Here is a 19,353-nt window from a genome sequence, read left to right as displayed (position 1 = left end):
GGATTGACGCATATTGCTCCAGGTGTGCTGATCACTTTAATTTTTGAACTCGAACAGAGACTTTTCAAGTATGCCCCAACCTATAACCTAAGCCATCTAACTATTAATTATACAGAAACTTTCCGAATAACCAAAGTAGGAATATATGGAAACTTTCGACATATCACCCCGTTTTGTAGATTCCTGACAATCAGCTGAGATACAAAGAACTTTTCAGCGACCATAGCACGAATTATAATTCTTCAGGTAACTGAGCAGACTAACTAAAAGTGGCGATGGCGGAGCAAATTCTTTCTCTACTCTTGTACTTAATTATCATTTTAACGGCTTTTTGGTTTATTAGCCCCCAAAAAACGCCCCGTAGTCATCCCGCCTATCATCTTGCCTGTTTACTAGAAGATGCTCCTGAAAGCTCTTTAAAGGGTCAATTTTATCCCCTGGCTACTCCCTTGGCTACCCCGATCGCCTGTACTGTTCCGCAGGTGTGGCGCAGTGTATATAGGCAGTCTCTGGCAAAACCGGATGTTAACTATTGGCAATGGCGCGGTATGCCCGAAAATGAGCAGTTTTGTCGGGAATTAGGGGAATTATTGCGGTTAAATCCAGCTAGAGGTTACGCTAAGGAAATTCTGGAAAGTCTCGCCTTGGCTCAAGATCCTTTTTATCATCTCTACTGGGATCTAAAAGCGATCGCTAATGGTAACTTTAACACTATCGGGACTAATAAACTAGCTGAGGGCAGATTTGCCAGGCGAGATTTGCGAACTCATCAGCAGATGCGGGGGGATTTTCGTCAATGGCATTTACAAGCTTGTCAACAGTTGGGAAAAGAGCGGGTTAAAGCGGTTTATCGGGTGTGTTATGGGTCAGATTGGTCATTAATCGCCCAAATTCTCTATCCTTCGCCCCGTTCCTTGGCCGTGATAATTATAGAGTTGCCTAATCCCGTTTGGTGGCGAGTTTTGGGGATTACTCCTTTTACCACGACTAGCCGGATTGAGAATAATTATAAAACTCTCTTGTGTTATTGGCATCCCGATCGCAATTCCCATCCCAATGCTACAGAAATCACTGCCCATCTTAATCGCGCTTACGATTGTTATCAAAGTTTTCTGGAGATGAGTAGCCAAGATAATGCACCTTTGTGGACGAAAATCCGTCGCTGGATTCCTTAGACTTGACTCTAGTTTTTCCCTTGACTTTTTCCTTAACAAAAGAATGTTAGTCTAGGAACAATTTAGGACCACGCTTGCACTCTCAGGGTAATGAATCTAGTGCTTTTAAACAATCGCTACCAAATTGTTAGCACCCTTGCTAGGGGGGGATTTGGGGAAACTTATATCGCTATCGATACGAATATGCCTTCTCAACGGCGCTGTGTGATTAAAAAATTGCAGCCGGCTATTCAAAGTGAGGGGATGCCAGAATGGTTAAAAGAACGTTTTCAGAAAGAAGCAAGCGTTTTAGAGGAATTGGGGGAACAAAATCGCCAAATACCCCGTTTATACGGTTATTTTGCCCAAGATAATCATTTCTATCTGGTGCAGGAGTGGATTGAAGGGGAGACACTAACCCAAAAACAGCAACGACAGGGAAATTTATCCTCCTCAGCAGTGCGGACGATTTTAGAGAATTTACTGCCTGTTCTTGATTTTATTCACAGTCGCCGCATTATTCACCGGGATGTGAAACCCGATAATATTATCTTAAGAAATAGTGATAATTTGCCCGTTTTAATCGATTTTGGGGTAATGAAAGAGGCTGTCGCCACCTTACTCGATCCTACGGGAAAAAGTGCCTATTCGATCGCCCTTGGCACCCCCGGTTATATGGCTTCGGAACAGGCTGCCGGGAGACCGGTCTTTTCTAGTGACCTTTACAGCCTAGGCTTAACGGCGATTTTTTTATTAACGGGAAAAACTCCCCAATATCTAGAAACTGACTCGCGTACGGGGGAAATTCTCTGGCGACAGGAGGCAGAAAATGTTAATCCTAATTTAGCTATGGTAATCGATCGAGCGATCCGTTTTCATCCCCGGGATCGGTTTGCTACTGCGAGGGAAATGTTAGCAGCTTTGGCAGAAATATCCCCCGATTTGTCCACCCAACCGACCATCGCGGTTTCTCCCCATAGTCCCCGATTAAAGTCCTCTACACCCCCAAAACCAACCGTCTCCCCCACTGTGGTTATTCAACCCAATTCTGGGGAAAAAAAGAATCCTTGGCTGTGGATTTTGCTGATTTTTGCGGTGACAATTGGGGCTTTTGCCCTAGGATATCGGGGATTTATGGCTCTTTTACCCAAAAATGAGGAAATTGAACCATTACCAACCCCTGAACCTTCTCCTAGTCCTGAAATCATTCCTCCTCCCTCCCAAGATTTTCCCCCTATCCGACGACCTTCTCGTCAACGGACTCCCATTTATTCCCCGACTCCCACTCCATCCCCTACTCCTACCCCAGAGGTGATTCCTACTCCAGAAGCGACTCCAGAATTAACTCCTAGTCCCACCCCAGAAGAAGTAATTCCTATTCCTGTTCCTCTTCCCGAAACGGAGCCAAGTCCTCAAGTTTCTCCCCTTCCTTCTCCCCTTCCTTCTCCTTCTCCTTCCCCTTCTCCTTCTCCCTCCCCTTCCCCTGTTCCAGAGGTGATTAATCCCCCGGTTAATGAGGATAAAATTGAACCGATCGCTCCTCCTGTTTTATCACCTTCTCCTCTTCCCACGGTGGAAAATAGTAATTAATCTAAAAATACGGGTTTTTCTTTAAGCTCTAGCACAAAAAATTTGATTAGCAGTGAGGTTTAACTCTGGAAAAATCCCTGAAATAAGACGTTGATCCTGTTTAAATAAATTACCTTGATATTCTCCATCTATTAATTGATAGATAGAAATGGTGGGTTCTTTGGGGCTGCCGATATATCGGGCCGAACCTTTGGCTAAATAATCGATAATCCAATATTCGGCAATTCCTAATTGTTCGTAGTCGTCGAATTTTTTCAGATAATCATCTCGCCAATTGGAACTGACAATTTCAATAATTAATTTAGCTGATGTTGCCAGAGAAATTGAGGAAGCGGTTTCCCAATAGAGATCATTAACTAGATTTTCTCTGTCTAAGATAATAATATCGGGTAGATAACCTGTATGGGGTCGAAGGGGTTTTACTGCCGCAGTATTGGGGATAAAATAGGGCAATTGCTGCCGATTTATCTCTAAGAATAGGGTTCCAGAAACAAATCCGCCAATTTCTTCGTGTTTTCCGATCGGTCGCATCATGGGCAATAATTTTCCTGCGATTAATTCGTATTGTTGTCCATCATCGGGATATTGATTGATATAGTCATCAAAAGTCAACAATTGGGGGATAGTTTGGGTTGTGGTCATGGCAGTTAGGGGAATTAAGAGAGATGATTTTTCTAGATTCTAACTCGATTAACGACGTTGCCACCAAGTCAATCCAGCTAGGGTAAATCCTACTAAAGGCATCACCACCATCGCTATCCAAAAAATAGCGTTAGCTTGCAGGGGATTTAAATTGATTCTTCTATTTTCTGGTTCCTTAGCCCGGATAGATAAGGTGGCTGTTTCACCACTGGCTAACCACTGCACAGAATTTAAAAATATATCTCCGTTTAACTGTTGTTCAAATAGTCCATCGCTGGCAAAGCTGGCATTACCAATCACGATTAATTTACCTTTTTTTCCCGTCAGAGCAACCCCTAGATCAAAAGGGCCAGCTAAATCTTTTTCAGGGTTAAACTGGAGATTCTGATCATTTAAATCACTCTCAGCCCACATTTTATCATTAGTAATCATTAAAGATATGGCTTCAATTCCTTCCACGGGGACGGTAGCGATGGGACGAGCAAAGGGAAAGATAGAAATACCGTTAGCAAAATCGCGAGTAATGGGATGATTACCGTAATTGGTAATAATGGGACTAGCCGGACCTAAACCAATGATTTCCCCGGCACCGGAAGCATCAATAATAATCCGATTATCCAGTTTCACACCCCAAGGGGTTAATAAGGGTTCTAATCCGGTTTCGGTTTGAGGGTCAATCATTAATAAAATTTTGCCCCCTTGCTCAAGATAGTTTTTTAACGCGGTGACTTCCTGGGGAAATATTTTTCTTTTGGGACTGGCAATAATAATGACATCGGCATTATTGGGAATGGTGGAACGTTCTACTAGATTAAGTGGTTCTACTTGATAACCTTTTGCTTCTAAACTATTGACTGCTTGTCCTAAACCCCCTTGAGGTTCTTTGATGGCATTTTCTCCATGACCTTGCAGAAAGTAAGCGGTTAAAGTGCGATCGGTTTTAGCGGTTTCGATGGCGTTACTCAGTTTCGCTTCGGTGAGACTTTCCTCTTCACTAATAGTTTTCAGGGGTTGTTTTTTTTCACCATACTGTAGATAGACTCTGGACAGATTATCATCGGCTAGTTTTTTGAATTCCTGAGCGATATTGGGTTTTTTCTCTGGGTTAACTATTTCGTACTGAAATTGGGGGTTTTTGCGTTGATAATTGGCTAAAAGTTCCTCTTCGTTGCCACTGATTCCCCGGGTTGAAAAAATCCAGACTTTGACTGGTTTTGACAGATTGGTTAATAGTCTTTCGGTTTGGGGGGATAAACTAAAGATTTGGTTTTCGGTTAAATCAACTCGATAGGGATAACGGAGGGCAAGAAAGTTAATTAAACCGATAACGCTGAGGACAATAATAGTAGTAATGAGGGTTTGAGTACCGGTGCGGGTACTTCTTTTTTGCCAAAATTCTTTGGAAGTGATTACTAATAACAACAGCCACCCTAGAAACAGAATAGCCCCGGCAATTAATAACCCCAGAGAGAGGGATGACCATTGACCGGAGATTAACCCCACGGTTAGGCCGGCACTAGCCAGAAAGAGGGCGGGTATATAGAGAAATTTACCGTATTTTTGCCAGGATATCATAGTTAGTTTCTTTGATAACGGTCCGCTTCGATCGATTGAGTAGTTAGGAAGATTCCCAGCAGAATATAACTGAGGAGGATGACTAAACTACTACTGTCAAAAATTCCCCGCACGAAATTGTTAAAGGGTTGATACCAAGATAGATGGGATAGTAATTCTTTCAGGAAAAATCCGATCTGTTCTCCCACTTCTCCTCCGATGCGATCTCGAAAGAAGGTTTCGGCATTGTTAGCAATTACATCCAGTATCCAGATAAATAAGATGGTGATAAAGGTGATGATGTAAGCCAGGATAGAACTATTGGTGAGGGAAGAAATAAACATTCCGATGGCTAGGATGGCCGCTGCCAGTAAAATTAATCCTAGATGAGCCATTAAAACACTGGCTATATTCACCGGGGGAACTGCGCTACTAAAAACTACTATTTCGTAAACCCAGAGGGGGGTAATCATCACGGTAAAAAAGGCCAGCACTCCCAATAATTTACCGATGGCTATACTCCAATTAGTCAGGGGGGAAGTGGCTAAAAGTTCTAGGGTTCCCTGTTTTTTTTCCTCTGCGTATAATCCCATAGACAGGGCTGGCAAAATTACCAACAATAAAGAGGATAAAATAATGCCGATGAAAGTGGTCATAAATTCAGATACCGTATCTCTGGCTACCAGAAATCCCGATTGTTCCTGGATACTAACATCGAGAATAATGCCGTAGAGAAGGGAGTTAAAGAAAAATCCCGCTACTAACCAAAATATCCCCATAATTATATAGGCATTGGCGGCGGTAAAATAGCTTTGAAATTCCTTGCGAAAAATCGCCCAGATATTATTGATCATGCCTCTCCTCTTGGTGATTACTTTCCCCGCTGCCGATTACTTCCAGAAAGATGTCTTCTAGGGTTTTACGGGTGCGACGCATTTCTAATAGGTTATAACCATTGTTGACAACTATTCTAGCAAGTTCTGCCCCTAGGTTTGTCCCCGCTTGACCAACAATTTTAAGCAGGTTATCGCCGACTTTTGCTGCTTGTTCGACTTGCGGCATTTGTTGAAGGATTTCTAGCAGGGAATCCCTATCACCCTCGATCTCAATTTCATAACTGGAACCGGCAGGGGTAGCGGTAGTAATATTATTGGCCACGATGCGACCCCGATTAATAATTGTCGCTCGATCGCAGGTAATACTCACTTCTGGCAAAATATGAGTGGAGAGAATAATTGTATGTTCTCCCGCTAAACTTTTAATCAGATTTCTCACTTCGATAATCTGTTTCGGATCCAATCCTACTGTCGGTTCATCTAAAATAATTACCGGTGGATCATGTATGATCGCTTGGGCAATTCCTACACGCTGTTTATAACCCTTGGATAACTTGCGGATAATAACTTTTCTTTTTTCTAGTAACTGACATTTGCTTAAAACTAAATCTACCCGCGCTCTTCTATCCCCCGATGAGATGCCTTTAATCCGTGCGACAAAATCGAGAAAACTTTCCACGGTCATCTCCGGATACAAGGGGGGATTTTCGGGAAGATAACCAATGCGACGACGCACTTCTAAGGATTGTTGATGCACATCATATCCTGCTATCCTTGCTGTTCCTGTGGTGGCAGGAATATAACCGGATAAAATCCTCATAGTGGTGGTTTTTCCGGCTCCATTTGGTCCTAAAAAACCGAGAATTTCTCCTTTTTCTACGGTAAAATCTACGTCACTGATTGCCGTGGCAGAACCATAAATTTTACTCAGATGTTCGACTTCAATCATAAGCTTTATCAGTTATCAGTTATCAGTTATCAGTTATCAGATGGGAGTTATCAGTCAATAGTGTTAAGTGACAAGTTTGGGGCTTTCTTTTCACTGATTACTGATTACTGCTCACTGATAACTGATTTTTCCCAGACTATGATCGCGATTAATTTCTACCACTAGATCTGCTTGTTTGAGCAGGGGTGGCAGAAATAATTGCGGATGTAAACTTTTCCAAAAATACTTGACAAATTCCTCGATTTCTGATGGTGTCATACCTCCTTTTGTTTCGGCCGCCTGTCGCCATTGTAAACTGTAACGGTAGTCAAGGGGATAAAGAATCAGTAAGCGATCGATTTTTGACCAGAGGGGTAGATATTCTCGCAATCTTTGATTATTATCCCTGGCGAATTGTCGGTCTTCTTGGCTATTAATCGGATCGGGGGCATGATCAAAGACTGTTTCTTCTACTGGATTCATGCCCACAAACCAACCCTCGAAAAAAAGAATATCGACTCCCTCCACTTGTTCCGCTGCAATTCTATCCCCTTGTCCTTGATGCAGGGACTTGTCAAAACGCGGTATTAAAATCGGACTTTCTTGCTGACAAACCTGTTCTAAAACTTTAATTCCTAATTCTATATCATGAGTACCCGGTGGACCACGCCAGCGCAATCTTTCATCTTTTTGACGCAATTTTATTCGCTCATTATAGGTCTTATAAATATCATCTAAAGAGAGATTATTTACTTTTAAATCAAAATAGGCTAAAATAATCGACATTATGGATGTTAAGGTGGTCTTCCCCGTGCCTTGAGGAGCCAAAATGCCTTGAATCAACGGTTTTGCGTGGCTGCGTAGCTCTAGCGCCCAGGGAATCCACAAGCGCCAACAGCTGATCAAAATCTGATTTTGCTGATTTATCCCTAACTCCTGACATTTTTGCCAGACTCGCGGCCAGAGAATCGTTAATAGTTCCGCCCTTTCCTGTAGGATCAGAGGGTTAGTCTGCCTAAAATTTAAGGATTCGATCGCTAGTAATTCTTCTAGATCCGCCTCAGTTAAGGGATTTTTGTCGATTAATCCCTGTAAAATCGTCAAAATCTTCATAGCTGTTATCAGAATTAGGAAAAAACTGTCCCAGTGATTCAGGAGTAATTCTCTGGGGTTAGCCACCCATACCAGCAGATTAATCCCGCTCAAGATTTTTTTTGAGAGTGTTTTTTAGGGTTATTTGCCCAAAAATGAAGGGTTTGCAGGCAGGCACGGATTCCCACTCTACATATAAGTATATGTCAAGTTCCCTTTTCAGTCAAGGGGTTTGGCTAAAAATCTCTAGCTTGGTCTCCAGTTTCCCAATCGGTTAGACTAAGAATTATTCACATTACTTAACAAAACAGCCGATGAATACAGCTGCCCTGACGACAAGGCAAAATTGGCAATGGCAAGGACATTCGATACACTATGTGCAAGCGGGTACTAGAGTCGCAGGAAAACCCCCTTTACTATTAGTCCACGGTTTTGGCGCTTCCACCGACCATTGGCGAAAAAATGTGTCAGGTTTAGCCTCAGAATGGGAAGTATGGGCGATCGATCTGCTAGGATTCGGTAGATCAGCTAAACCGGATATTGTCTATAGTGGCAATCTTTGGCAGCAACAATTAAACGATTTTATCAAGGAAGTTGTGGGCCAACCGACGGTTTTAGCGGGTAATTCTCTGGGGGGTTACGCTTCTCTCTGTGTGGCTGCTAATCATTCCGAGAATGTTCGGGGATTAATTCTCCTCAATAGTGCCGGTCCCTTTAGCGATACAGAAAGCAATCGTCAGCCTAATTTAGCACAAAAACTACTGCGATCGGTCTTGCTGCAACCTTGGGCCAGTTATCTCTTATTTCTCTATACCCGTCAACCCAAAACTATCCGCAAAACCCTAGAGAAAGTATATCTCGATCGCAGTGCCATTACTGAGCAGTTAATAGAAGATATCCGTCGTCCTTCCCTGGATGCGGGAGCAGCCAAAGTTTTTGCTTCTGTGTTTAAATCTCCCCGGGGGGAAAATGTGGATATTCTCCTGCAAAAGTCAAGTTGTCCCCTGTTGATGTTATGGGGTGAGGGGGACCCTTGGATGAATACTCGGGAACGCGGGGCCAAATTCCGTCAATACTATCCTTCTCTGACAGAATATTATCTAACTGCCGGTCATTGTCCCCACGATGAAATTCCCACAGAGGTTAACCAGTTGATTAGTGATTGGGTGAAAAACTTATAGGTAGTTAGGGATCGGTTATCAGGTTTTTATTTTTTTGAAGCTTATCTAACCTAAAAAAAGAGGGTCTGTAGGAAGGCACGGGTTTCCATTCTATATATAAGTATCTGTCAAGTGCGGGGATTTGTCAAGGATTTTTTTGAAAAAATCTGCCAGAATTTCAGGGGAGAAAATCGGAATCGAGGATTTGTTCGGGACTATAGGGGCAGCTTTCGGCAAAGATAGCGGCCGGTAATTGGCTTTTTTGTCGGACTCGCTTCACTGCTTTGGGGTAAATAACGGCGATTCTGGTTAAAAAATAGTTATAAAGGGTTTTTGACTCCAATAAAAGTTCTAATTCCACCCGAAAGTTACCGATTTCGTCCTGCCATCCCCGCGCACATCTTTCTCGTTCCTCCGGCCAGTATTGGTAGAGAAGCAGATGAATGAGCAATTGTAGGAGATAACTATCTACTTTATGTCTCTGTTGGTTCCCCAATGCTTCGATTTCTTCTTCGAGATGTTCCCAATCTAATACATCTGTCTGTCTTTGTCGCAGTTGTTTGGCCGTTTCTTCTAACCAAGCAGGATAGTCTTGTTCGTATAAGTCTTTAGTTGTCATAACCTATCCTCTTTAGCACTGGTCAGGTATTAGGTTTTTATTTTTTTGAAGCTTATCTAACCTAAAAAAAGAGGGTCTGTAGGAAGGCACGGATTCCCATTCTATATATAAGTATCTGTCAAGTGCGGGGATTTGTCAAGGATTTTTTTGAAAAAATCTGCCAGAATTTGGCCGGTAGGATAAGAGATTGTTTCACCTTTGCCTGTGAGCTACAATAAGCAGATGAGCAAGAGGATAGGATTACAGGAGTTTTGACAATGCGGTTACTACGGGTTCAAGTTCCTGACTTTCGAGTGTTAAAGAATATTGATCTTAGTTTCGAGAAAGACTTTTTTCCCCAGATATTCCCTATCGGCAGTCAAAATGGCGGTGGCAAAAGTACCCTTCTACAATTAATTTTTATCTTGCTTCATTGTTCTGGTGATCCAGAAAAGATAGAATATGTGGTAAATGTACTCCATCGATGTCAACTAGAAGATGAGTTAGACCAGAAAACCCTAGCTATTTTTGAAATTCTAACCGACAATCGGGAAGAAGTAAAACTAGATTTTTTTATTTGCAGAGATGCTTATATAAAAGACTTGGTATCTAACCTTGCTGGTCAAGAAGAAGATTTAGATACTGTTAACGTTGATGATTTAAAAAAATTACAGGACATTAAACAAAAAATCAAAAAGCTAAATGGCCAACGTGAAAGACTCAAAAATATTCAAGAAAAACTTACAACATTGAAGCTAGAAGATGAAACAGAAAGAAACAAATTAATTCGACATTTATTTACCCCAGAAGAACTCAATTTTTTATTTGATTTAGACATAATATCAACAATAGATAGATACTTAGATGAATATCCAGCAAATTTTTTAGAGGTAATAATAAATTCTATTCAAGATAAACTGGGAATGACGAATGCTCAAATATACATTGATGCTCCTCAATCTCAAACATTACTTCAGCAAACAAAAATAATTAAAAATATTTTAGGAATAAATAGCTTAATATATCTTTGTCAAGCCAAAAACGAGAAGAATCAAGAGATATTTTTGTTGTGTAAATTTAGTCAATCAACCCAAGAAGAATTTCAATTATTCATGAAAGAATTATCCTCAAAAATATTTTTAGCTGCACCTTCAACGCAAGTTTTTATCTTTTTACCCAAAGCTACTAACAAGAGTCTTTTTCAGATAAATCAAGGGAATCCAGACTCTAGTAACTATTATTTAGCCATGACAGATGTTAAAAAGAAACTTAGCAACTTATTTACCTACGATTTTCTGCCAGTTGAGCTATTAATTAATTACTTTATCATGGCTCGTGATCAAGATTTTGCTCAAGCTATAGAAACTGGTGAATATGGAAATAATTATCAACTAATACGGCAAAACTTAAATTCAATTTTATCCGACAAAGAAATTAATTTAGATAAAGATATATCGGGGATTACCTTTAAATTCAAAGGAGACACAAACGGAGAAGAATTATATCCAGAGGATTTGAGTCATGGGGAACTGAAGCGATTAAGTATCTATCTGTGGCTAAAGTATCGTAGGATAAAAGATGCGATTGTCTTGATGGATGAAATTGAGATTGCTCTCCATCCCGACTGGCAATATAGAATTATTGAGGACTTGCAGGAATGGGAACCTAGCAATCAATATATCTTAGCCACTCATTCCTATGAACTCTGTCAAGCTTTAACTCCCGCTCATGTTAAAGAGATAGAACCAAAACTATTGAAATAAAGATGGAGAAACTAACCCATGAGTCTTAGGGAAACGGAACTTTTAGAACATTGTCAATTTATTCTGGCAAACCGTCAAATTCTTAATAAATTTGTTATCCTCTGTGAAGGGGAAATCAAAAAAACTGCCGGCAGGTTATCTCCTCAATCCTATCGAGCTATGGAAGATTTTCCCGATGCTAATTTTTATAAAGCCTGTGTTCCTAGGGATTGGAGACAACAGATACCGACTTTTTTTAACTGTGGTGATAGAAATGATGTTTTAAATACTTACTTTAATCTTTTGCGTTTGCATGAAGATAACCCAGAAGCTTCTTATTTAAATCCCCAGCAACTGTTCGCTATCGTCGATTTAGACTTACAAAATAAACGTTTAGATGATTCCTATCCATTTAAGGATTTAGAGCAAATTTTTGAGGACTTATATAAAAAATCACTGATTAAAGTCAATCGGGTTGGACAGCATAGAATTTGGGTGACGGGATTGATTCATAAAGAGTGCTATTTTATTTTTCCCGATACTCATATTCAATCAATTCTTAGCGAACATTCGGCTGTTTATCAAAATTCCGCTGCTAGGCTAGAAAATATTTATCTTGATATGGCAGATAAAATTAAGGATGATGCCGATTTAAAAAATAATTTTTCCAGAGTTAAAGGGAGAATCTCTCATTGTCAAAACCTAGAACTATCGGAAGTGGAGAAATTACAGCTATCTTGGCAAAAACAATATCAAGTTAGCCACGACAATAGCCAATCGGAATTAGTGCTGGCTCTGTTGACTATCAAAAAAGCGAAGCAATATTGGTTAGAAGTTGAACCCCCAGAGGACAATACATCACCCCCAGAAAGATATAGAGAACAACTGGCACTACAAATAGGAAGATTTTATGCTCACAATAGCGATAATCCAAGCTGCCATATTTCCCATCTCCTAAAACTGCTGAAGCTAGAACTCAACCCCAGGGAGCAGGAATAAATTTAATCGCATTATTTGACCTAAAAAAAGAGGGTTTGTAGGAAGGCACGGATTCCCATTATATATATAATTATCTGTCAAGTGCGGGGATTTGTCAAGGGTTTTTTATTGAGATTTTGTTAATCATCTCGAATACCGTGCATCATGGATTAGTAAACGCTCCGAAAGATTGGCAATATTCCAGTTTTCACCGTTATGTTGAAGAAGGAATTTATGATCAGATGTGGGGAGCTTCAGAAAAGCTGATCTTTGATAGTGATATTGGTATGGAATAAAATGTAGAAGTGAAACCCAAAAAATTCAGGAAAGAAATAAGGGCAATGTTGGGTTTCGTTACCTCAACCCAACCTACAGATCTGGGTACTGGCAGTGCGGGACGGTGCTATGGCGATTTGATTACCCTATTCAGAAATCTTTGTCAAGTACAATTTATACCAAATTAGATGAGCTTACCCTGTAAAGTTCACGAGGATTTCGGAGTATTTTTTTGTAAGGGATTAGGGTTCTTCGGTTTGTCTTATACAATGGACGGGGTTATAAGGAATGAAACCTTTATAGAGACAGACATTGCCGCAATTTTTGTCAATTGTTTTTTATCTAGAGCGAACTAATCAATTAAATCTCTTGCCAGATAAGGATTGAGTCGATTTATGCCCCCCTATCGAACCATACCAAGTCCCGAAGAGCCCTTTTTCCCCGAAAATTAGGTAATTGTGGGGTGGATTGAAGACTTAGTGCTACACTTCCCGAAAAGTCGATTTTATTTGAGCTTGTTGTTAGGAATCCACTTAAAAGAGGTTGTTTAATCTGGCTAATATGCTCTTGGGTATGATATGGGAAAAAGTTCCAGCGATTGCGCTAAAATGGGGGAATATGCCGCAAGTTTCCACCTGTCGTTACTCTGAGGACTGTTAGACAGAAAGTTTCTGTATAATATGTAGCTAGACAGAGTTTGAGTCAAAGAATTAAGACAAATACAAGGTAGTTTTTATGATTTGCAAACTTTTGAGTGTTTCCATGCTGGCTACAGTTCTTGTAGCAGTCGCATCATCAACTCCTGTTCAAGCCAAGCCAAAAACTTATAAATGCGAAAGTTATAAAACAATGGATGGTCAATGGCGATATCGTATTTCTCCTCGACTTCAGGGTAGTTTTGGCAATACTCCAAATAGTCAAAATTTTATGAATTGTTTTATTCCAGTTTCTAACAAAAAGTGTAGATACGATAACAATACTGGAGATGGCTGGCATGAATGCGGTAAATGCAAAAAAGCTCCAAATGATCCCTTCAATTTTTGTCTAAGAGAAGGCTACGGTGAAATCATTGAAGTTCCTAACAGAGGTCGTTATCGTGCCTTTAGGACAGGAACTACTATTGTTTTAGATTAGGACAATGGGAAGTGCGATCGCCGCTCTGGTAGGGTGCGTTCCCTAATGCAAGTCCTGCTACTCCAGCGATCGCTTTTGGGGAACGCACCATGCACATTGATGGCAGCTGTCAGTGGGATGCCGAAGAACGTAGTGCGATCGCTGTCATCTTGTTGATTAAACTTTAAAACTGCCATTGCTTGGGATAGGAACGCCAAGAGCGATCGCCGATCTTGTCATTTAGGTCGAGGTAACAAAACCCAACAAGCTTTGTTATAATATTTTTGTCATAAAGCAAGACTTATAAAAATAGATTTATGCCAGAAATTACTCGATTTTATGGAATTATCATTAAAATCTTTTTTGCCGATCATCCACCTCCCCATTTTCATGCGATTTATGGAGAATATAACGCCCTATTTAATCTGGAAACCTTAGAAATCATTGAAGGAGACTTACCTAATAGAGCCACAAAAATGGTTGTAGAATGGGCAACAATCTATCAATCAGAATTATTGAAAATGTGGAACACTCAAGAATTTAATAAATTACCACCTTTGAAATAAAACAATGCTTTATCCCAAAATAAAATCAGCCGAAATCATTGAAAATTATACTCTATTGGTGCATTTTTCTAATCATCAAGCTAGAAAATATAACTGTGAAAATCTACTAGAAAAAACGATGTTTTCTTCCCTTAAAAACTATGCTTTCTTTAAAAACTTTCAACTTGATCCATCAGGTAGCGGAATCGTTTGGAATGATGAAGTTGATATAAGCGAGTATGAAATTTGGATCAATGGAATTGAACTATGATTGCCGATCTTGTAGTGCGATCGCTGTTATCTTCTTGATTAAACTCTGAAATTGTCATTGCTTGGGATAGGAACGCCAAGGGCGATCGCTTTTTGGGAATGAAGAGAGGCGATCTCTCTTTGTGAGTTGGAAAGTTGTCATCGATCCGCGATCGCGGATGTCATTATTGCCCAAGCAGAGTAAAATAAAAGTCTGTATTGAAAAAGGGGAAAGTAACAATGCCGCCAACAATGCAATTTAGTCAAATCTTAGAAATGATTGACTATCTCTCTTTTGATGAACAAGATGACTTGATCAATATTGTTAAACATCGGCAAATCGAAAAAAGACGAGAACAAATTGCTCAAAATATTTCTCAAGCTCGACAAGACTATCAAAATGGTAATGTTTTTCGAGGAGATGTTGATTCCATTATTGCCGAACTAAACAATGATTAACTTGGTTTTTAGCCAATCATTTAAATGCGCTTTCAAAACAAGGATTAAACGACAACCCGACTTAAAATCAAAAATAGAAGCCAAATTGAGACTACTCGCTGACGATCCCTATAATCCAATATTACGCACCCATAAACTAAAAGGGAAATTATCAGATGCTTGGGATTTTTCTGTTGAATATGATTGTCGAATTATTTTCAATTTTGAATCAAACCCTGAAACCCAAGAAGAAGAGATCAACCTAATTGATATTGGAACTCACGATGAGGTTTCTTGAATATGATTTTTTATTATGTTAGTAAGGTTTCGGAGTTGGCGATCGCTTTTTGATGATGGGAAAGGGCGATCATGTATAATCCAAAATATTATGAACTAGATACAAAATCTCGATAAAATGGAGATAGAATGGGACAATAATAAAGCTGCTGCCAACTTGCTCAAGCATAAAATTGATTTTGAAGATGCAAAAAACATTTTTCTAGATCCCAACTGTCTGGAAAGAGAAGATAAACGTGATTATAATGAAACTAGAATTCAAGTAATCGGTATAGTTAATCAAGTAGTTTTATTGGTCGTCTATACCAAAAGAAACGGCAGATACCGCATTATTTCAGCAAGGAGAGCCAATAAAAATGAACGACGACAATATTACCAGAGTCAGACTTGATCCCGAAAATGTTAGTCATGGTAAGACAGATTGGGAAAAAGTTGCAGCAATGACTGAGGAAGAAATTGACAAAGCAGCCGAAGCAGATTCGGACTGTCTCCCCCTATCTCAACAAGAATTAAATGAGTTTCGCCGTACATCAATCACAGATGCCGATCTTGTAGTGCGATCGCTGTCATCTTGTTGATTAAACTTTAAAATTGTCATTGCTTGGGATAGGAACGCCAAGGGCGATCGCTTTTTGGGGATGAGGAGTGCGATGCCGAAGAACGTAGTGCGATCTCTGATCTGGTAGAAACCCAACATTACTTTTTCCCAAATTACCACCCAATATCTGAGTTATAATCAATAATATCCATTCTACACCTTAATCAAATAACTTAACTTATGTCTGCTACAATTCGTGAAGAACTTCACCAACAGATTGACCGATTACCTGATGACATTGTTGAAAAAATTGCCAACTTTACCCGATTAATTTCCCCTGAGCCAAACAACATTTCAGAACATACTAATTGGCAAGATGAAGACTGGCAAAAATTTTCGTTAGAGCAATTTTTCAAAGAAGGAGATGAAATTGAATATTCCCTAGCAGATGCTCAAGAAATTTATCAACCATGAAACCAGGTGATATTGTTCTAATTCGTTTTCCTCAAGCAGACTTGAAATCAGGAAAACTGCGTCCAGCTTTAATTATTGCTATTTCACCAAGTCGCCATCGTGATTTATTACTTGCTTTAATTTCTTCTCGTCTCCATCAAGCTACTCTAGGATTTGACGAAATTATTAATACCTCAGATTCTGACTATATTACTACTGGACTTAAAGTGGCTTCTTTAATTCGACTAGGACGATTAACAAGTGTCGAATCATCTGTAATCAATGCACGTTTAGGAACTATCTCACCAGAAAGACTAATACGGATTAAAAATCTTTTAATCAATTGGCTAAGAAAATCAAATTAGTGCTGTAGGGTGCGTTCCCTAATGCAAGTCCTGCTAATCCAGAGATCGCTTTTGGGGAACGCACCATGCACATTGATGGCAGCTGTCAGGCAGTCGTAGGGTGCGTTCCCTAATGCAAGTCCTGCTAATCCAGAGATCGCTTTTGGGGAACGCACCATGCACATTGATGGCAGCTGTCAGTCTAAGTGCGATGCCGAAGAAGGTAGAAGCATGAAACCCAAGGACTGATCATGTTACGCTACCGCTAACCCGTCCTACAAATAATTTTGTCTCCCTCGCTATTTTCTAGACATCTTTCTCCTTGTCCTTTTTCCCTTTTTTAAGAAAAGGTAGAGCACCTAAAACCACTCCTGTACCCAGGATAGTTAAGAATGGTTCAGGCACTGGTTGATACAAGTGATCGCCGTTAATCTTCCAGTTCGATCGCATATTGTTCGATCCAATCGGTCAATCTGGCCAAACCCTCCTTATATGTTTCGAGACCACCCGCAAGACCGAGAAAGAAACTGACCGTTTCTGCTTCGCTGGCGTTCAAGCGGTAGCCGTTCTTTCGCAAAAAAGTTGAAACGGTGGCCAGAGCTATACGTTTATTACCATCGCAAAAGCAATGATTTTTGACAAAACCGTAGCCATAGGCCGCCGCTAACTTAAAAATCGATGATTCGGGTTCGTACTGAAAAAAGAATTTTGGCTTATTGACAGTGGACTCTAACAGGGTTGGGTTTAAAACTCCAGGAGTCCCCCCGGTTCGAGCGATTAAAGTTTCCTGAATCACCCTAATCGCATCGCTCGATAACCATTTCGGTTCCTCGATCATTATTTGGCGAGTTCCTTGAAGGCGTTGCGGTACTGAGAGTAAGTATCTTCAAAAGCTTTCATGGTTTCTTCAAAATCGGGATCAAAGCCAGAAATTCTGTATCCATCTGGCGATTCCGTGATATAAATCTGATCTCCTTCCTCTACGTTTAGTCGGGATAAAACCTCTTTCGGTAAGATCACACCTATGGAATTGCCGATTTTTCGGAGCGTTAGACTTGTCATAACCTATGACCTTCCGTAGTTTATGTTATGACAAATGTTATAACATAACTAACTGCCCAAAGAATTATTTTAAAGAAAAAGACTTCCGATCGTGAAAGCCGCTCTTGTAGGGTGCGTTCCCTAATGCAAGTCCTGCTACAAAGCGATCGCTTTTGGGGAACGCACCATGCACATTGATGGCAGCTGTCAGTGTGATGCCGAAGAACGTAGTGCGATCGCTGTCATCTTCTTGATTAAACCTTAAAACTGGGGTCTCTTTGAGTGTCATTAGTGCGATCGCTTTTCTTGTCAACAGTTCTAACTCATGCTGATTTTGATATAATAGCCATAATTGTTTGACATCTTAAGAGAAAAAATCATGATTAGAGCGATTAAACAGAAAGGAATTGTTGGCAGAGAAGGAAAAATAGAGCTTTATTCTACGGAACTAGAAGAAGGAACAGATGTGGATATTATTATTTTAGTATCTGATCCTGAACCCGATACAACCGAATATCTTCTTTCAACAGAAGCCAATCAGCGTGAATTATCCGAAGCTATTGACAGAATAGAAAATAAAGAAAACTTAGTGACAATTACCGTAAAAGAATGGCGTGAAAAATATAGTATTTGATCCGAAAGCTTTTAAACAATTCAATGAATGGGCGATAGAAGACAAAAAACTCTATAAAAAAATCGTTGATTTAATTGACGACATATTGCGCCATCCCTTCTCTGGAATCGGTAAACCCGAACCCTTAAAACATCAACTCAAGGGTTATTGGTCAAGACGCATTAATGATGAACATCGCTTAGTTTATAAAATTACAGAAACAGAAATTATTATTATCAGTTGTAAATTTCATTATGACTAGGCTCAATGCGATCGCTGTCATCTTCTTGATTAAACTTTGAAATTGTCATTGCTTGGGATAGGAACGCCAAGGACGATCGCTTTTTGGGCAGCAGCAGGAGCGAGTGCCGATTTTGTAGAGTTCGTCCCATGTACCTTTTACCCTTTTGAAAGTGTTTTAATCTCTGGGACTTAATCTAATTAAAAATCAGGCAATTTGTTCGGAAATACGGGGCTGAATTTGCTGAATAATCTCCTCACGGTTAGATAAAGTCTTCAGATCATAAATTACTTGAAGACTGAGCCAGGAAGCAGCATCTCCGCCAAAATAGCAGGCTAATCTTGCTGCCGTATCAGCCGAAATAGAACGACGTTCTTTAACAATTTCATGAATACGAGATGCAGGAACCTTCAAGGCTAAAGCTAAAGCATTCACGCTCATATTTAGAGGAATCAAAAAATCTTCCCGCAGAATTTCTCCTGGGTGAACGGGTCGCATTTGATTAATAGGACGGTTATTCATAATTAATTATTTATGAGTGATAATCAACAATTTCAACATCAGTAGATCCATTATTTGTCCAGATAAAACATAATCGAAACTGAGAATTAATCCGAATACTATATTGTTCTTTTCTATCGCCTTTTAAAGCTTCAATTTGATTGCCTGGTGGAGAGCGCAGAAACTCTAAGGTTTGAGCCGCATCTAATTGAGTCAACTTCCGAATAGCAGTATCTTTGAAACCACGAAAACGAGGCGGATCTCCTCCTTCAAAAAGTAATCGCGTATGCTTGCATCGGAAAGATTGAATCATATTCAAATGCTATTCCGTTTTGCGTAATATGTCAAGCAAGAACATCAACTGATACTAAATCCGTTGAGTATAGGTAACATATTAGGATAGGCAAAAGGCAAGAGGCAAAAGGGGGGC

Annotated in this window: 28 protein-coding genes; 16 read left to right on the top strand and 12 right to left on the bottom strand. The window is 40.0% G+C overall.

Going from position 1 to position 19,353, the window contains the following annotated elements; all coding sequences use genetic code 11:
- Window positions 1-275: 275 nt before the first annotated feature.
- Entirely contained in the window at window positions 276-1,175 is a 900-nt protein-coding gene (locus MICAI_RS06255; RefSeq protein WP_008199285.1) for a J domain-containing protein, read from the top strand.
- A gap of 90 nt (window positions 1,176-1,265) precedes the next feature.
- The gene (locus tag MICAI_RS06250) at window positions 1,266-2,744 is read left to right on the top strand and encodes a serine/threonine-protein kinase (RefSeq protein WP_008199282.1); all 1,479 of its coding nucleotides are present in this window, start codon (window positions 1,266-1,268) and stop codon (window positions 2,742-2,744) included.
- Window positions 2,745-2,765: 21 nt separating this feature from the next.
- Here MICAI_RS06250 and MICAI_RS06245 read toward each other — a convergent pair whose 3' ends face one another.
- The 5 genes from MICAI_RS06245 to MICAI_RS06225 form a co-directional block, all read right to left on the bottom strand.
- Window positions 2,766-3,386: a Uma2 family endonuclease gene (locus tag MICAI_RS06245; protein ID WP_008199280.1), complete on the bottom strand. Its 621-nt coding sequence runs from the start codon at window positions 3,384-3,386 to the stop codon at window positions 2,766-2,768.
- A 48-nt stretch (window positions 3,387-3,434) separates the two neighbouring features.
- A complete protein-coding gene (locus MICAI_RS06240; RefSeq protein ID WP_008199279.1) occupies window positions 3,435-4,961 on the bottom strand; it encodes a GldG family protein in 1,527 nt (508 codons plus the stop codon).
- A gap of 2 nt (window positions 4,962-4,963) precedes the next feature.
- Window positions 4,964-5,794 carry an ABC transporter permease gene (locus MICAI_RS06235; RefSeq protein ID WP_008199278.1) on the bottom strand — a complete coding sequence of 277 codons (831 nt, stop codon included), beginning with the start codon at window positions 5,792-5,794 and terminating at the stop codon, window positions 4,964-4,966.
- Window positions 5,784-6,725, bottom strand: a complete 942-nt coding sequence (locus tag MICAI_RS06230; RefSeq protein WP_008199273.1) for an ABC transporter ATP-binding protein — start codon at window positions 6,723-6,725, stop codon at window positions 5,784-5,786. The genes MICAI_RS06235 and MICAI_RS06230 overlap by 11 nt, the downstream gene beginning before the upstream one ends.
- 111 nt (window positions 6,726-6,836) lie before the next feature.
- Window positions 6,837-7,817 (bottom strand): hypothetical protein, encoded by a 981-nt coding sequence (locus MICAI_RS06225; protein ID WP_008199272.1) that lies wholly within the window; start codon window positions 7,815-7,817, stop codon window positions 6,837-6,839.
- A gap of 293 nt (window positions 7,818-8,110) precedes the next feature.
- Between MICAI_RS06225 and MICAI_RS06220 the strand changes: the two genes are divergently transcribed.
- Window positions 8,111-8,977 (top strand): alpha/beta fold hydrolase, encoded by an 867-nt coding sequence (locus MICAI_RS06220; RefSeq protein WP_008199271.1) that lies wholly within the window; start codon window positions 8,111-8,113, stop codon window positions 8,975-8,977.
- Between the two features lie 157 nt (window positions 8,978-9,134).
- On the opposite strand, the gene MICAI_RS06215 is transcribed toward MICAI_RS06220, so the two are convergent.
- Window positions 9,135-9,575 (bottom strand): DUF29 domain-containing protein, encoded by a 441-nt coding sequence (locus tag MICAI_RS06215; RefSeq protein ID WP_008199264.1) that lies wholly within the window; start codon window positions 9,573-9,575, stop codon window positions 9,135-9,137.
- A gap of 257 nt (window positions 9,576-9,832) precedes the next feature.
- Here MICAI_RS06215 and MICAI_RS06210 point away from each other — a divergent pair, with 257 nt between their 5' ends.
- The 11 genes from MICAI_RS06210 (at window position 9,833) to MICAI_RS06160 (ending at window position 16,548) form a co-directional block, all read left to right on the top strand.
- A complete protein-coding gene (locus MICAI_RS06210) occupies window positions 9,833-11,317 on the top strand; it encodes an AAA family ATPase (RefSeq protein WP_008199263.1) in 1,485 nt (494 codons plus the stop codon).
- A gap of 18 nt (window positions 11,318-11,335) precedes the next feature.
- Complete coding sequence (locus MICAI_RS06205; RefSeq protein WP_008199262.1) at window positions 11,336-12,295, top strand: hypothetical protein; 960 nt, start codon at window positions 11,336-11,338, stop codon at window positions 12,293-12,295.
- A 1,017-nt stretch (window positions 12,296-13,312) separates the two neighbouring features.
- On the top strand, window positions 13,313-13,684 hold the full coding sequence (locus tag MICAI_RS25735; RefSeq protein WP_157221728.1) for a hypothetical protein: 372 nt from the start codon (window positions 13,313-13,315) through the stop codon (window positions 13,682-13,684).
- Between the two features lie 296 nt (window positions 13,685-13,980).
- Window positions 13,981-14,229: a DUF4160 domain-containing protein gene (locus MICAI_RS06195; protein WP_002736965.1), complete on the top strand. Its 249-nt coding sequence runs from the start codon at window positions 13,981-13,983 to the stop codon at window positions 14,227-14,229.
- 4 nt (window positions 14,230-14,233) lie between these two features.
- Window positions 14,234-14,479: a DUF2442 domain-containing protein gene (locus tag MICAI_RS06190; RefSeq protein WP_008199254.1), complete on the top strand. Its 246-nt coding sequence runs from the start codon at window positions 14,234-14,236 to the stop codon at window positions 14,477-14,479.
- Window positions 14,480-14,697: 218 nt separating this feature from the next.
- Entirely contained in the window at window positions 14,698-14,916 is a 219-nt protein-coding gene (locus tag MICAI_RS06185) for a hypothetical protein (RefSeq protein ID WP_002757428.1), read from the top strand.
- Entirely contained in the window at window positions 14,909-15,193 is a 285-nt protein-coding gene (locus MICAI_RS06180; protein WP_008199252.1) for a type II toxin-antitoxin system RelE/ParE family toxin, read from the top strand. The genes MICAI_RS06185 and MICAI_RS06180 overlap by 8 nt, the downstream gene beginning before the upstream one ends.
- 117 nt (window positions 15,194-15,310) lie before the next feature.
- Window positions 15,311-15,583, top strand: a complete 273-nt coding sequence (locus MICAI_RS06175; protein WP_002777949.1) for a BrnT family toxin — start codon at window positions 15,311-15,313, stop codon at window positions 15,581-15,583.
- On the top strand, window positions 15,549-15,770 hold the full coding sequence (locus MICAI_RS06170) for a hypothetical protein (RefSeq protein ID WP_002801544.1): 222 nt from the start codon (window positions 15,549-15,551) through the stop codon (window positions 15,768-15,770). The genes MICAI_RS06175 and MICAI_RS06170 overlap by 35 nt, the downstream gene beginning before the upstream one ends.
- Before the next feature lie 200 nt (window positions 15,771-15,970).
- Window positions 15,971-16,204, top strand: coding sequence for a hypothetical protein (locus tag MICAI_RS06165; protein ID WP_008199250.1), 234 nt, complete (start codon window positions 15,971-15,973; stop codon window positions 16,202-16,204).
- Entirely contained in the window at window positions 16,201-16,548 is a 348-nt protein-coding gene (locus tag MICAI_RS06160; RefSeq protein WP_008199249.1) for a type II toxin-antitoxin system PemK/MazF family toxin, read from the top strand. Before MICAI_RS06165 ends, MICAI_RS06160 begins: the two co-directional genes overlap by 4 nt.
- 285 nt (window positions 16,549-16,833) lie before the next feature.
- Here the strand turns inward: MICAI_RS06160 and MICAI_RS27775 are convergent, their stop codons facing one another.
- From MICAI_RS27775 to MICAI_RS25725, 4 genes are all read right to left on the bottom strand, one after another.
- The gene (locus MICAI_RS27775; RefSeq protein ID WP_008199248.1) at window positions 16,834-16,977 is read right to left on the bottom strand and encodes a PEP-CTERM sorting domain-containing protein; all 144 of its coding nucleotides are present in this window, start codon (window positions 16,975-16,977) and stop codon (window positions 16,834-16,836) included.
- The gene (locus tag MICAI_RS06155) at window positions 16,955-17,365 is read right to left on the bottom strand and encodes a type II toxin-antitoxin system death-on-curing family toxin (protein ID WP_008199247.1); all 411 of its coding nucleotides are present in this window, start codon (window positions 17,363-17,365) and stop codon (window positions 16,955-16,957) included. The genes MICAI_RS27775 and MICAI_RS06155 overlap by 23 nt, the downstream gene beginning before the upstream one ends.
- Window positions 17,365-17,589, bottom strand: coding sequence for an AbrB/MazE/SpoVT family DNA-binding domain-containing protein (locus tag MICAI_RS06150; protein WP_002757519.1), 225 nt, complete (start codon window positions 17,587-17,589; stop codon window positions 17,365-17,367). Before MICAI_RS06150 ends, MICAI_RS06155 begins: the two co-directional genes overlap by 1 nt.
- Before the next feature lie 64 nt (window positions 17,590-17,653).
- Window positions 17,654-17,881 carry a hypothetical protein gene (locus MICAI_RS25725; RefSeq protein WP_157221727.1) on the bottom strand — a complete coding sequence of 76 codons (228 nt, stop codon included), beginning with the start codon at window positions 17,879-17,881 and terminating at the stop codon, window positions 17,654-17,656.
- A gap of 66 nt (window positions 17,882-17,947) precedes the next feature.
- Between MICAI_RS25725 and MICAI_RS06140 the strand changes: the two genes are divergently transcribed.
- Window positions 17,948-18,202 (top strand): hypothetical protein, encoded by a 255-nt coding sequence (locus MICAI_RS06140; RefSeq protein WP_008199246.1) that lies wholly within the window; start codon window positions 17,948-17,950, stop codon window positions 18,200-18,202.
- On the top strand, window positions 18,183-18,443 hold the full coding sequence (locus tag MICAI_RS06135) for a Txe/YoeB family addiction module toxin (protein ID WP_002735847.1): 261 nt from the start codon (window positions 18,183-18,185) through the stop codon (window positions 18,441-18,443). The genes MICAI_RS06140 and MICAI_RS06135 overlap by 20 nt, the downstream gene beginning before the upstream one ends.
- Before the next feature lie 186 nt (window positions 18,444-18,629).
- On the opposite strand, the gene MICAI_RS06130 is transcribed toward MICAI_RS06135, so the two are convergent.
- Window positions 18,630-18,944 (bottom strand): HigA family addiction module antitoxin, encoded by a 315-nt coding sequence (locus tag MICAI_RS06130; protein WP_002801551.1) that lies wholly within the window; start codon window positions 18,942-18,944, stop codon window positions 18,630-18,632.
- 10 nt (window positions 18,945-18,954) lie between these two features.
- Window positions 18,955-19,236, bottom strand: a complete 282-nt coding sequence (locus MICAI_RS06125) for a type II toxin-antitoxin system RelE/ParE family toxin (RefSeq protein ID WP_008199244.1) — start codon at window positions 19,234-19,236, stop codon at window positions 18,955-18,957.
- Window positions 19,237-19,353: the final 117 nt, after the last annotated feature.

This window comes from Microcystis sp. T1-4, assembly GCF_000297435.1.
In the GTDB taxonomy this organism is placed as follows: Bacteria; Cyanobacteriota; Cyanobacteriia; order Cyanobacteriales; family Microcystaceae; genus Microcystis.
Note: the sequence above shows the minus strand (reverse complement) of the source record. Positions and strands in the feature narration are given on the sequence as shown.